At 33.8% G+C, this 13,784-nt stretch carries 10 protein-coding genes and 1 tRNA gene; 7 read left to right on the top strand and 4 right to left on the bottom strand.

From position 1 onward, the window contains the following. Nucleotides 1-27: 27 nt before the first annotated feature. Together RH81_RS02640 and RH81_RS02635 are read left to right on the top strand one after the other, a co-directional pair. The gene (locus RH81_RS02640) at nt 28-801 is read left to right on the top strand and encodes an XRE family transcriptional regulator (protein WP_033957322.1); all 774 of its coding nucleotides are present in this window, start codon (nt 28-30) and stop codon (nt 799-801) included. Nucleotides 802-859: 58 nt separating this feature from the next. Continuing rightward, a complete protein-coding gene (locus RH81_RS02635; RefSeq protein ID WP_033957321.1) occupies nt 860-1,309 on the top strand; it encodes a LexA family protein in 450 nt (149 codons plus the stop codon). Between the two features lie 47 nt (nt 1,310-1,356). On the opposite strand, the gene RH81_RS16720 is transcribed toward RH81_RS02635, so the two are convergent. Beyond that, nucleotides 1,357-2,694 (bottom strand): leucine-rich repeat domain-containing protein, encoded by a 1,338-nt coding sequence (locus RH81_RS16720; protein ID WP_081988176.1) that lies wholly within the window; start codon nt 2,692-2,694, stop codon nt 1,357-1,359. A gap of 279 nt (nt 2,695-2,973) precedes the next feature. Beyond that, a tRNA-Leu gene (locus RH81_RS02625) sits at nt 2,974-3,055 on the bottom strand. 143 nt (nt 3,056-3,198) lie between these two features. Between RH81_RS02625 and RH81_RS02620 the strand changes: the two genes are divergently transcribed. The 3 genes from RH81_RS02620 (at nt 3,199) to pth (ending at nt 5,683) form a co-directional block, all read left to right on the top strand. Continuing rightward, nucleotides 3,199-4,140, top strand: a complete 942-nt coding sequence (locus tag RH81_RS02620) for a ribose-phosphate pyrophosphokinase (protein WP_033957320.1) — start codon at nt 3,199-3,201, stop codon at nt 4,138-4,140. 179 nt (nt 4,141-4,319) lie between these two features. After that, a complete protein-coding gene (locus RH81_RS02615; protein ID WP_033957319.1) occupies nt 4,320-4,970 on the top strand; it encodes a 50S ribosomal protein L25/general stress protein Ctc in 651 nt (216 codons plus the stop codon). A 146-nt stretch (nt 4,971-5,116) separates the two neighbouring features. Then, complete coding sequence (gene pth, locus RH81_RS02610; protein WP_081988174.1) at nt 5,117-5,683, top strand: aminoacyl-tRNA hydrolase; 567 nt, start codon at nt 5,117-5,119, stop codon at nt 5,681-5,683. Nucleotides 5,684-5,733: 50 nt separating this feature from the next. On the opposite strand, the gene RH81_RS02605 is transcribed toward pth, so the two are convergent. Next, entirely contained in the window at nt 5,734-9,078 is a 3,345-nt protein-coding gene (locus RH81_RS02605) for a zinc-dependent metalloprotease (protein ID WP_081988173.1), read from the bottom strand. 104 nt (nt 9,079-9,182) lie between these two features. Beyond that, nucleotides 9,183-11,243, bottom strand: coding sequence for a zinc-dependent metalloprotease (locus RH81_RS02600; protein ID WP_033957313.1), 2,061 nt, complete (start codon nt 11,241-11,243; stop codon nt 9,183-9,185). A 281-nt stretch (nt 11,244-11,524) separates the two neighbouring features. Between RH81_RS02600 and RH81_RS02595 the strand changes: the two genes are divergently transcribed. Then, nucleotides 11,525-12,454, top strand: a complete 930-nt coding sequence (locus RH81_RS02595; protein ID WP_033957311.1) for a bifunctional riboflavin kinase/FAD synthetase — start codon at nt 11,525-11,527, stop codon at nt 12,452-12,454. Beyond that, nucleotides 12,444-13,769 carry an HTTM domain-containing protein gene (locus RH81_RS02590; protein WP_033957309.1) on the top strand — a complete coding sequence of 442 codons (1,326 nt, stop codon included), beginning with the start codon at nt 12,444-12,446 and terminating at the stop codon, nt 13,767-13,769. The genes RH81_RS02595 and RH81_RS02590 overlap by 11 nt, the downstream gene beginning before the upstream one ends. Nucleotides 13,770-13,784: the final 15 nt, after the last annotated feature.

The raw sequence follows: 13,784 nt of genomic DNA, 5'->3' as shown, positions 1-13,784 counted from the left end.
GTATTAATTGCTTACATTTGTAGTAATATGAGTTTTATAGCAAAAAATATTAAACACTTAAGACGCTTAAAAAATTTGTCTCAAGAAGGTTTATCTGAAGAGTTAGGTATTACGCGCTCTCGTATAGGTTCTTATGAAGAAAGTCGTTCGGCACCTACTATCGAATTATTATTAAAACTGTCAGATTATTTCAAGATTCCTATTGATATCATTTTGCGAAATGATTTAACTAAAGCCAAGGATGTTTCATTTATTGAGTTAAATAACCAACGTGTATTATTTCCTATAACTGTAGATAATGATAATGAAAATTTAATTGAAGTGGTTCCAATCAAGGCTTCAGCTGGTTACCTATCTGGTTATGATGATCCTGAATATATTGAACAACTCCAAAAAATAAAGTTACCTTTTTTACCAACAGGAAAACACAGAGCCTTTCCTATTAAAGGAGATTCAATGCTACCTATGAAAGATGGCGCTTTTGTTATTGGTCGTTTTATTGAAAACAGAAACGAAATCAAATCAGGAAAAACATACATTTTAGTAACCCTAAATGATGGTATGGTTTATAAAAGGGTAAACAACGATATTGCAATTGATGGTACTTTGACGTTAATTTCAGACAACAAAACATATAACCCTTACAAAGTTCCTATTAATGAGGTTCTAGAATTATGGGAATTTACTTGTAGTATTAATACTCAAGAATATAGTGAAGAAGAATTAAAAATTAGTAGCATCATCAATATGTTTAGCGGTTTAGGTATTGAATTAAAAGCGCTCGAAAAAACGTTGAGATAATGTTTCTGTTTTAAAAAAATAATCTAAATTTATAGAGAACTATAAGCCTCCAAATACTATGTCTTTAAAATTCTTAACTCCAAAAAATGCTCTTGAGTTTTATACTCCAGACACTAGTAATCCTTTAGAAGTGGCATTAGCTCAAACAGGTATTTCGGCTGGACTCCCATCTCCTGCAAATGATTATGCTGAGTCTAAAATTAGCCTCGACAAAACGCTAGTAAGAAATAAAGACACAACTTTTTACGCCAAAGTTAGCGGACAGTCAATGATTGGAGCTGGGTTAGATGATGGTGATTTGCTGGTAGTTGATAAAAGTATCAGTCCACAACACAAACAAATTGCGGTGTGTTTTATTGATGGAGAGTTTACTGTGAAGCGTTTAAAAGTCACTCCTGAAGGTGTATATCTACAACCCGAAAACCCAGTTTATGATCCTATTTTAGTGACAGAAAATAATGATTTTCAAATTTGGGGAATTGTGACACATGTCATCAAAAGGATGTGAAAATAAAAGCTCCAAGTAAGTGTTTCTCTGCTTTTTTAAATCTTGAATTAATCGATAATTAACTTTTTAGATATTTTTCCTTCAGATGAATTAAAACTCATTACATAGATTCCTTTTGCCAAATGCGAGACTTGAATTTGATTATGATTTTCATCTAACTTTCCTTGTAATACGTTTTGACCAAGACTATTAACAATCTTATATTTCAATGGAATTTTTGTTAAAACAGTAACAATATCATTTGTTGGGTTTGGATAAACCTTAATTTTATTAGTAATCGCAAAATCTTCTATGGATAATGCTGTTACGGTAACCGAATTAAAATCTTGCCAAACTGCTGTAGCTTGGTACGCAGTTACTGCTGCCTCATCTACGACATATAAAGGGATATTAGCTATAGGTGCATCTTGAAAAACATTAGCATTGATGGTTATAGGTGTGGGATTAAGTGCTGTTACAGACGTTAAGGCTGTACAATATCGGAAAGCATAATCACCAATACTCGTTATCGAATTAGGTAAGGTGATAGATGGTAAGGAGGTACAATAATTGAAAGCAGAATCCCCAATACTCGTTAGCGTATTTGGCAAGGTGACAGATAGTAAGGAGGTACAACCTGTGAAAGCCCCAAAACCAATACTCGTAATCGAATTAGGTATGGTGATAGATGTTAAGGAACTACAATCAGCGAAAACACTATCACCAATACTCGTTATCGAATTGGGTAAGGTGATAGATGGTAAGGAGGTACAAACAGCGAAAGCCCCAAGACCAATACTCGTTAGGGAATTAGGTAAGGTGATAGATGTTAAGGAACTACAACTTACGAAAACACGATCACCAATGCTAGTTAGCGAATTGGGTAAGGTGATAGATGTTAAGGAACTACATTCTCGGAAAGTCTCATACCCAATACTCGTAATCGAATTAGGTATTGTGATAGACGTTAAGGAACTACAATTATAGAAAGCATTATCACCAATACTCGTTATCGAATTAGGTAAGGTGATAGACGTTAAGAAACTACAATAATAGAAAGCCCCATAACCAATACTTGTTAGCGAATTAGGCAAGGTAATAGACGCTAAAGAACCACAAAAGTAGAAAGCCCAATCCTCAATACTTGTTATCGTATTAGGTAAGATGATAGATGTTAAGGAACAACCATCGAAAGTTGAATTACCAATACTCGTTACTGTGTAAGTCGTTCCGCTATCTATAACCGTCTCAGGGATGGTAATATCTCCACTATAACATCCAGTAATTTGGGTGACACTGGCAGTGTCATCTGTGGTGTTAAGGATATAGTTTATACCGTTTATTTCGGTTTGCGAAAAGGTTAAACTGGTGCTTAAAAAAGAGATGATAAGTAATAATTTTCTCATAACATTCAGTTTTTAAGGGTTAAAAATAATCTTGTTTTCATAATATGGTTATTGGTTAATTACATCATTGTTGAATTGGTCGGAAAGGCTTTCAAAATATGAAATCCTTCCAACTATACAGTGGGAATAAAATTGGTGTGGGAATTAATTAGTAGAAAAACAACTATTAACTGATTGTAAGGTAGTTAAAATCTTACAGACTTCCAATTTTTATGGATATCCTTACAAAAACCGCAAATAAAAAACTCTGTTAATTAATATTAATTAACAGAGTTTTTGTACTCAAGGCGGGAATCGAACCCGCACGTCTTGCGACATTGGATTTTGAATCCAACGTGTCTACCAATTCCACCACTTGAGCAATTTTGGACTGCAAAACTATAAAATAATTTATTATAATCATTCAAAAATAGTCCTTTTATACTTTATCAGTAGGAATTAATTCCTAAATTTGAGCATCGTTAATTAAAATGATAAAAACACAACAAAACAGTCCTTTTACCAATGTCAAACTCAGTCACAGAAGCCAAAATTTTCGCCTGTAATCAAAGTAAAACACTCGCACTTAAAATAGCTGATTATTTCGGTGTGCCTTTAGGTAATGTTATTACTTCAACCTATAGTGATGGTGAGTTTCAGCCGTCTTATGAAGAATCTATAAGGGGAACTCGAGTATTTCTTATTGGATCTACGCATCCTGGTCCAGAAAATTTAATGGAAATGCTATTGATGATTGATGCTGCCAAACGTGCTTCTGCTAGACACATTACAGCAGTTCTTCCATATTTTGGTTGGGCAAGACAAGACAGAAAAGATAAACCAAGAGTTCCAATTGCTGCAAAACTCGTCGCAAAGATGTTAGAAGTAGCTGGAGCAACTCGTATAATAACAATGGATTTACACGCAGATCAAATCCAAGGGTTTTTCGAAAAACCTGTTGATCACTTATTTGCATCCACTATATTTTTACCTTATTTAAAAGAGCTTAATTTAGACAATCTTACTATCGCTTCTCCAGACATGGGTGGATCAAAAAGAGCCTATGCCTATTCTAAAGCGTTAGCAAGTGATGTTGTTATTTGTTATAAGCAACGCGCAAAAGCCAATGTAATTTCTCACATGGAACTTATTGGTGATGTCACAGGGAAAAACGTAGTTTTAGTAGATGACATGGTTGATACTGCAGGAACATTAACAAAAGCTGCAGATTTAATGATGGAAAAAGGCGCTCTAAGTGTAAGAGCTATCTGCACTCATCCTATTCTATCTGGTGATGCTTATAAAAAATTAGATAGTTCTAAACTAGAAGAATTAATAGTCACAGATTCAATTCCATTAAAACAGCAAAACAAGAAAATTAAGGTTTTAAGTTGTGCTGAGCTTTTTGCAGACGTGATGCACAATGTACATTACAACAAATCGATAAGCTCTAAATTTATTATGTAACGGAATGTAATTCTACATTAAAAACATTTCGTTAATATACCTTGACTTCAAAGTAATTCTTGGCACCAATTTAACACCTATTAAAAACTGCAGTAAAAGGTGGTGCTTTTAAATATATTTACTAAATTTGCAGCCCTCAAAACGAGGGATTTACTAAATATTAAATTAAAATTTCAACAATGAAATCAATTACAATCAATGGATCTCAAAGAGAAAGCGTAGGCAAAAAGGCAACTAAAGCCTTACGTAATGCTGGTCAGGTTCCTTGCGTATTATACGGAGGAGACGAAACAGTACATTTCTCAGCAGCTGAATTAGCATTCTCTAAACTTGTATACACGCCTAATGCGCATACAGTTGTGATTGCTTTAGACAATGATAATACTTTCGATGCAGTATTACAAGACATTCAATTTCATCCTGTAACGGATAAAATCTTACACGTAGATTTTTACCGTTTATTCGAAGGAAAAGAAATTGCTATGAATATTCCTGTACACGTTATTGGAACATCTAAAGGTGTTTTAAATGGTGGTGTTCTTCGTAAGAACAGACGTAAATTAAGAGTAAAAGCTTTACCTAAAAATTTACCAGATTTCTTAGAAGCTGATATCACACCTCTAAAAATTGGTGACAAGTTATATGTTACAGAATTGGCAGGTGCAGATTTCACATTACTACATTCTGACAATACTGTTGTCGTTCAAATCAAAACTGCAAGAACTGCCGTTGTTGATGAGGAAGAGGAAGAAGAACTTGAAGAAGGAGCAGAAGGAGCAGAAGCAACTACTGAAGGAGGAGAAGCAGCAGCAACTGAAACTCAAGAATAGAACACATTTATTCTTTAAATATAAAAAGCATTCTATTTATTTAGAATGCTTTTTTATTTTTACATAAACTTTGTGTTATCTGGACGTTTATAAAAAATCTATTTAATTGGAATTCGACATCCTTAGATATCGAAGAGACTAATCCTATGAAAAAATTTCTAATTGTTGGACTTGGTAATATTGGAAGTCAATATGCAAATACAAGACATAATATAGGCTTTAAGGTTTTAGATGCCTTAGCAGATAAAGAAGACCTTAGATTTGAAACACAAAAATTAGGTGATTTAACCACCTATAAATTTAAAGGAAGAACTTTTATTCTTTTAAAACCAAGTACGTTTATGAATTTAAGCGGAAAGGCTGTACTCTACTGGTTAACAAAAGAGAAGATTCCTCTAGAGAACTTACTTATTATAACCGATGATCTTAACCTTCCCTTTGGAAGTCTTAGAATGAAAACAAAAGGAAGTGATGGTGGTCATAACGGATTAAAAGATATCCAAGACAAACTGCAGACAACGAAATATAATAGATTTAGATTTGGTATTAGTGATGAATTCGGCAAAGGAAGACAAGTAGACTATGTCTTAGGAGAATGGACAAATGAAGAAGCTGAAAAACTCAAAGAACGCTATGAGAAATCTATTGAACTTATAAAATCTTTTGGCACAGCAGGTATTAATAATACCATGAATACATTCAATGGAAAATAAAAAGAGAGGCTAATTAGCCTCTCTTTTCTTATAATAAAACAGTAATTAAACTAATCGATTATGATTCGTTTAGTTACTTTACTTGTTCCGTTTTCAATAGTAACTAAATACACTCCAGATTGTGCATTCTCTAAACTTATTGGTTGATAAAATGATGGTGATCCATCATATATATTATCAAAAATTCGCCTTCCTCTAATATCGAATACAGAAATTTTCACATCTTCAGAATTTGAATTTTTAATGACCACATTAAATGCTCCTTTATTAGGATTAGGGTAAATCACAAAATCTGAAAGATTAATACTTTCTTCACTAACCGAAAGGGCTCCTTCAATACAAAGCTCTAATGTAAATATCAAAATTTGTCCACCATCTGCATATCCGAAATCATCGTCTACAGATAAAATCCAATCACCACCAGACATTTCGCCATAAAGTGTAGATAAATCCCCTTCAGGAATAAACGTTCCTGTAAAAGGAGAAGTGCCAGCAGTAATTAATGTTCCTGCCTCTTGGTCAAACACTGTATTGGTGTAATCTTCTTCGCCATCGTTACCATTATCTTCAGAAAGGACAATGACTGTTCCAGACGGACTAATTAAAGAGATATCTAAATCATTATTCCAACCATGCTGAATACTTATTGTAACGTTAACATCTGTAATTGGAGCGTCATTGGGAACATTTAGAACTGAAGTATATGTATCTGTAGCATTTCCAGTCTCTAAAATATCAATGGGTAAGTCTGTGACATCAAAAAACCCACAAGAGATTTCTGCTGTAGTAAAACTAAACACAGAAGATGCTGGAGCAGTATTACATAAATTAGATGCCGTAACTCTCCAATAATATAATGTGCTAATATTCAAATTACTTGCTGTATAAGAGGTAGATTGAACCGTTCCGCTATCTACAATAGTTGTGAAATTTACATCTGAAGATACTTCAACTAAGTAATCTTGTGCATTATCATTTCCTGTCCATACCAATTCAGGCTCAGAACTTTGATCTATAGCACCATCAGCTGGTGAAGTAAGAACTATTGCATCAATTACATCATTATAAACATTCATTATTAGATCTACACTTTGTGTAATAGACCCTGAAGTTCCCTGAAATTCAAAAGGATAGCTGCCAACAGCTAAACTTCCTGTACCATTTACAGTTATAGTTCCCACTGTACCATCTGCAGTTGTAGATGTTGGGTTTATAACTGCAGATGCTCCAGCAGGCAAGCCTGTCACAGAAAAATTTGTCAAGTTACTAAACCCTAAAAATGTATTGTATGTGAAATTATATACTAGACTATTTGGCTCACATATATCTAATTCTGTAGTATCTACAGTTATAATAAATTCAGATTCTTGAATGCTGAAATTTGAAGCATTTACTGCATAAAATATATTGTCATTTCCTTCAACAATAACTCTTGCCATTGTTGTGTCTCCTCCTGTAACTGGTACAGTCACATCATGTGAACCATCATTTGGTACATTAGATGCCATTGTAAATGGAAACGTTTGACCACCATCTACAGATAATAAAATATTTACGGTTGGTGTATTTACATTACCACTATCAGTTCCTGCAACATCCCAATTAATGGTTTGTGAAGATCCAGCGTCCCAACTTACATTTGTAGCTTGTGAAGTTACAGCAAAAGGACCACTAGCATTATCAACAGTAACAATCATTGTGTCAAAATCTGACTGAGGTGTTTGACCTACTCCTCCAGCTTCAGATCGATCTCTAACGGTTAAGGCAAAATTTAAAACTCGCCCAACAGTAGATACTGTTTCCCACGAACTATTATCGGCAGTTTCAACTGGATTTGTTTCTGTAAGTTGGCCATTTAAAACGCGCTCAAAAATTGGCATATATCTATCTGGTGACGTACTTGGAGGTCTTGACCTCCATAAAGCTCCTGTCGTTTTAGTTGGTCCGAAATTATTGTTATTTGTGACACCATCGTCAATTTGCTCCCAACAATAGGTTTGTACATCCGAAGCATCTGCATCTGTTGCGCTACCTTTAAGAATAAAAGCCGTCCCATTTGGAATTGTAAAATCAATACCAGCATTTGCAACTGGAGGACTATTAGTAATTACTGTTGTTGTGGCACAATTATTTGGCGCTGATGAGACGTTGTTCAAAATTTGTGTGATACTATAGTAATGAAAATACGGATCAGAATGATCTTGAACGTCGTTTGGACCTGTGATTCCCGCATATCCCATAATTGAAGTTCCACTTCCTGGTTCTGCATTTACACCAGTACCTTCACTGAAATTTGAATACGTATGGTTCGCTCCCATTTGGTGACCCATTTCGTGTGGTACATAATCAATATCAAAGAAATCTGCCATATAAGGTCCATCATCATTATCTACAAATGAATGCGCTGAAAATGCACTTCCTTTTCCGTTTTGACAAACACATCCTATACAACCTGCATTTCCGTTATTACCGGCAAAATGTAATAAATGACCAATATCATAGTCTGAATTACCAACGGTTGCTGTTAAGTTAGTTTGTAAATCTCCATTTAAATCTCCTCCGTAAGGATCTGTTCCAGAATATACTAGATCTATGGCTAAATCATCAGCTGTGTTAACTAATACAAAGGTAATTGCCATATCAACTTCGAAAACCTCATTTATTCTATTTAATGTTGACACCATTTGAGCTAAAGCATCTTCTTGAGGTCCACCATTACCAGCATTGCCATCATCCCAAAAACCTGTATACTGTGATGTTGTAGATATCGCTATTCTGAATGTTCTTAATAATTGATCATTAGCATCTCTTTGCATTGAAGGTGTGGCAGACCTTGATAGCACTTCTAAATCTTCAGTTAAACATTCAAATGTTTCAGAAGAATCAACTTTGGCGTCTCTATTATAAATTAAATACTGACCATTAGATACTTTTGTTACTGGTTGGATATAAAACATGTCTTTACCAGGTTCTGAAATCATTGCTTTTAAACCTAAAGGCGTAACACTAAATCTAATGCGTGTTCCAGAATTATCAGTTTTAGAGCCAAGATATGTTTTGATGTTTGGAGATGCATTCGCTCCAAATTCTGAAGAAAAGACAGCAGTTTCAACTACGCGGTAATCTTCTATTTCGCCCTTGAAATTAGGAAATTGAACAACCGTATTTGACTGCCCGTTTGATTCCCTTCTAAGAGGTGCATTAAGTAATTGTTGTTTTAGGCTCTCAATGTTTAACTGAAAAACCGAATATTTTTTTGAATCCAAATGTTGTAGTGTTACATCATCTGTTCCGTTTCTAAATTGGGAGGTTTCCCAAGTTTTCTCTTGTGCAAGCATCGAAAATGTCGCAAAAAAGAAGATTATCATTCTTGTTAAGTGTGGAGAAATTTTCATGTAATTTTTAATTTTTTTTTAAAAGATAGTATAATTTTCAAAAAGCTAGGATATAAAAAAAGAGGCAACAAGTGCCTCTTTTTTTATAGAAAGGAATTAGTGTGTTATTCTACAATAATTCTTTTTGTAATTTCATTATTACCGTCATTAACAGTCACTAAATACATTCCTGCTTGAACGTTGTTTAAATTAACTGTTTCATTAAAGTCACCATTATTTGTATAAGCATTATTAAAGATTCTTCTACCTCTAATATCAAATACATTAACTTTAATATCGCTTCCTGAATTAGAATTCAACTTAATTGTGAATTCACCTTTATTTGGATTAGGGAATATTGCGAAACCATTTAATTCAAACTCAGAGATACTTAATGCATCTTCAAGACAAAGTTCTATTTCGAAGTTTGTTAAATTCCCACCATCTAAATCAAAATTATCAGTAATAGTTAACACCCAATCACCAGCAGACATCTCTCCATAAATTAGAGATAAATCGCCTTCAGGCGTATATGGTCCTATAAAAATATTCCCAGGAGGAGTTGCTCCTGCTATATCTGTTCCTGCTCCTGCTTCTTGATCAAAAACAGTATTTTGATATTCTCCAGCACCATCAACTCCATTAACTGAAGTTAATTCTACTACTGTACCATTTGGACTTGTTATTGTTGCAGTGATATCACGAATCCAAGTATGGTCTATTGCAAAAGTAACATTGATGTCGTCAATTGGTAAGTCTTCAGTTATAGTTATAGTTGAAGTATAGTCAGTTGGTCCACCAACTGGAGATATCACAACTGGTAAATCTGTTGCTACATAATCGTCACAAGTAACAACTGCACAGTTATTGAATAATTCAACATCTACTGATTCTGTAACAGTGTTTGATGTACCAGTAACTTCAATTGTATATACTCCTACAGCTGTAGCACCTAAATTACCTACAGTCATAACAAAATCACCATCGTTATTTAAAGTTGAAGGTGTAAAATCAACTGTAGCATTAGCTGGCAATCCACTTGCTGAGAACGTAGTTGTTTCATTAAAGTTTGCAATTGTTGTATAGCTAAGATTAAAACTAGCTTCAGTATCTGTATTAGGACAACTATATATTGGACTATCGTTAGCCGTTAATGTAAATCCTGGATTTCCAGGACCACATACGCCTGGCTTAAATTGAGATGCCAAAACAGCAGATACATATGAATCAACATTATTCATTTGGCTTGGAGTAAACATATACATACATGCATCATCTACATAATCCATATAATTCATTGTTAATCTTCTTTCTGGTGCGTTACAAGCAAATGGAGTCGGATTACTAGGACATCCATAAGTACTATTAGCAACTTCAGGAGTATCAGCAATACCATCACCACCAGCTCCACAAGATCCACCACCATCGGCATTAAATGTATGGTTTAATCCATAAAAATGTCCTAATTCGTGAGTGACTGTTCTACCAAGGCCATATGTAGAGTTAGGAACAATCCCAGAAGCAGGACAGCCTGGTCCAGAACCAAAGGCAAATGTATTTAAAACTACTCCCATACCTTGCGTTACACTACCACCAAGTGGCGAATAACCTAATCCTCCAATACCCTTAACTATAAAGTTCATGTAGCCTTGGAAATTTGCATCCATTTCAGGAAAACCAGATCCATTTGAAAAATTATAACCAATCGTTACTGCTGGTTGACCTTCTATTAATTGAGGTACAGCTGCTGGGTGATTTGATGTAGCCAAACAAAATGAAATATTAGCAGATCCAGGATTTAAACCTGGAAAATATTGACCTGATTGATTATTCCATATACTAAGGTCTGCATTAGTAGCTGTATAATCTGCATTTAAAATATCGATCTGATTTTGTGCTAATGCTTCTAAACAAGCTCTATCAGCCGTATTACCTGTCATAAAATGTACTGCAACTGGAATTACTATAGTAGCCCCTCCTCTTGCGTTGAAATCTGCATTTAACCTATTTGCAACTTCAGCTTTGAATAATCTCTGATTTGCTTCGTATTCTTTCGCTAAAACCGGATCTTTTAGCATCTCTTCCATGTACTCCATCATTCCACAAGTACGACCTTGGGAATAACTAGTTACAGCAAGTAAAAGGGCTAGAACTGTGAAAATTGATTTAAAAGTAAAGTTCTTCATGTGTCATTGATATTAGTTAAAAATTTTTCTTATCACTACGTTTTTTGTAAATAGTGACTCCAAATCTAATGAAATCATATGATTTTTTTATAATTTTTTTAACAAAAATTCAGGTTTTAACAGTAAATACATCGTTTTTCTTGATTTTCAATAATTAGGCACGCAATACCTTTCCTTTCAGCTTATTGTATCTTTTTATTACAATTAAAATAGCGAATGCATAAACTAATATTTCATAGGCTTTAGGTTTATAACTATTTTTACCAAAATAATTTTCAGTTTTGAAACTTTACGATAATCAAAAATCATATTCTAAGAATCCCTCTGTAATAACAATTGGAACATTTGATGGTGTTCACATTGGTCATCAAAAAATTATTGAGAGATTGGTTAAAGTGGGGCAAAATAAAGCCCTTGAACCTGTAGTTTTGACTTTTTTTCCACACCCAAGAATGGTGCTTCAGAAAAATTTAAATATTAAACTTTTGAATACGATTGATGAACGTAAACAGTTACTCTCTAAGCTAAATTTAGAAACACTTGTCATTAAAACCTTTAATAAGGGATTTGCCGATCTTTCAGCAAGAGACTACGTGAAAACCATTTTAGTAGAAGAACTTAACGCCAAACATATTATTATTGGGTACGACCATCATTTTGGAAAGAATAGAAGTGCCAATATTGATGATTTGAAAAGCTTTGGAAAAGAATTCGGTTTTGAAGTTGAAGAAATTTCTGCTCAAGACATTAAAGATGTTGCAGTTAGTTCAACAAAAATAAGGAATGCCCTTTCCAATGGAGACCTTCAAACCGCAAAATCGTACTTAGGTAATCCATATTTTATAACAGGTACAGTAATTAAAGGAAAGGGTCTGGGTAAACAAATTCAGTTCCCAACTGCTAACATTCATATTAAAGAAGATTATAAACTTATTCCAAAAAATGGTGTTTATGTAGTATCATCAATAATTGATGATATTACGGTATTTGGAATGATGAATATTGGAATAAACCCAACTGTTAATGGCACTAAACAATCTATTGAAGTTCATTTTTTCAATTTAGACAAAGACCTTTATGGTGACACTCTTGAAGTGACTATTTTAAATCGCTTGAGAGACGAACATAAATTTGAATCTGTAGCATTACTCAAAGAACAGCTTAAGCTAGATCAGGACAACGCATTAAAATTCATTAATAATTTTGAATAAATTTTTGTTTAAACATATCGACAATAGCGCTCTAATTGTATTTAGAATGATTTTTGGTGCATTAATTAGTTTAGAAAGCTTTGGAGCTATTGCAACTGGTTGGATTACACGCACACTTGTTGAACCTAAATTTACATTTAGTTTTATTGGTTTCGAATGGCTTCAACCTTTACCAGGACCCTGGATGTATGTCTATTATGCTGTGATGGGAGTCTTTGGGATATTTGTAATGATAGGTTATAAGTATCGATTGAGTATACTCAGCTTTACCATTCTTTGGGCTGGAGTTTATTTTATGCAAAAATCATCTTACAACAATCATTATTATTTCTTAATGATTTTAAGTGCCGCTATGATTGCAATGCCTGCACACAAATTTGCTTCTGTTGACGCCAAACTAAATCCGGAAATAAAAAGTATCTCAATGCCTAATTGGTGTAGGTTGTATTTCTTCTTACAATTATTCATTTTATATACTTACGCTTCAATAGCGAAAATGTATCCTGATTGGATAAATCTTACTGTTCCCGAACTATTAATGCAAAGCAAGCAACACTATTATGTAGTGGGTGACTTACTTCAGTATAAAGCTGTTCATTATTTTATAGCTTATGGTGGGATTTTATTTGACGGACTTATAATTCCGTTGTTATTATGGAAACCTACACGTAAGATCGCATTTTTTGCATCTGTATTTTTTCATCTCTTTAATTCAATCATTTTCCAGGTTGGGATATTTCCGTATTTGTCATTATCATTTGCTGTTTTCTTTTTTGAGCCTAAATACATTATCAATTTATTTCTAAAGAAAAAACCACTTTATGATGCAAATAAAACAATAACTCCAAACTATGCGTCAGTTATTAAAACTGTATTTATTGTATATTTTTTAGTGCAAATCGCACTTCCATTAAGGCATCATTTTATAAAAGATGATGTACTCTGGACAGAAGAAGGCCATAGAATGTCGTGGCGAATGATGCTCCGAACAAAAAATAGCGCTACAACATTTACTGTTGTAGATAAAGCTACAAGCAAGTCGACAATTATAAACTTTGACGATTATCTTTCTAAAAAACAACGTAAACCTGTAAGCGCTAAACCAGATGTCATGTGGCAATTCGCCCAACATCTAAAAAAGGAATATGCTAAAAAAGGAATAGATATAGAAGTATATGTTAGAGCATTTGTGAGCGTTAATGGAAAACCAAGAAAACAGCTAATTGATCCTAAAGTTGACTTGGCTAACGCTAAATGGAATCCTTTTAAACATCAAGAGTGGATTTTACCTTCAAAACAAGACGAGAATAACTGACAATTCATTAAATTA

The organism is Psychroserpens jangbogonensis (assembly GCF_000797465.1).
GTDB lineage: Bacteria > Bacteroidota > Bacteroidia > Flavobacteriales > Flavobacteriaceae > Psychroserpens > Psychroserpens jangbogonensis.
This window is presented reverse-complemented; position numbering and strand designations above follow the sequence as displayed.

Bases quoted from the DNA above. Each gene is read 5' to 3' on its own strand.
- RH81_RS02640 (WP_033957322.1), top strand. From the start codon at position 28: ATGAGTTTTATAGCAAAAAATATTAAACACTTAAGACGCTTAAAAAAT.
- RH81_RS02635 (WP_033957321.1), top strand. From the start codon at position 860: ATGTCTTTAAAATTCTTAACTCCAAAAAATGCTCTTGAGTTTTATACT.
- RH81_RS16720 (WP_081988176.1), bottom strand. From the start codon at position 2,694: ATGAGAAAATTATTACTTATCATCTCTTTTTTAAGCACCAGTTTAACC.
- RH81_RS02620 (WP_033957320.1), top strand. From the start codon at position 3,199: ATGTCAAACTCAGTCACAGAAGCCAAAATTTTCGCCTGTAATCAAAGT.
- RH81_RS02615 (WP_033957319.1), top strand. From the start codon at position 4,320: ATGAAATCAATTACAATCAATGGATCTCAAAGAGAAAGCGTAGGCAAA.
- pth (WP_081988174.1), top strand. From the start codon at position 5,117: ATGAAAAAATTTCTAATTGTTGGACTTGGTAATATTGGAAGTCAATAT.
- RH81_RS02605 (WP_081988173.1), bottom strand. From the start codon at position 9,078: ATGAAAATTTCTCCACACTTAACAAGAATGATAATCTTCTTTTTTGCG.
- RH81_RS02600 (WP_033957313.1), bottom strand. From the start codon at position 11,243: ATGAAGAACTTTACTTTTAAATCAATTTTCACAGTTCTAGCCCTTTTA.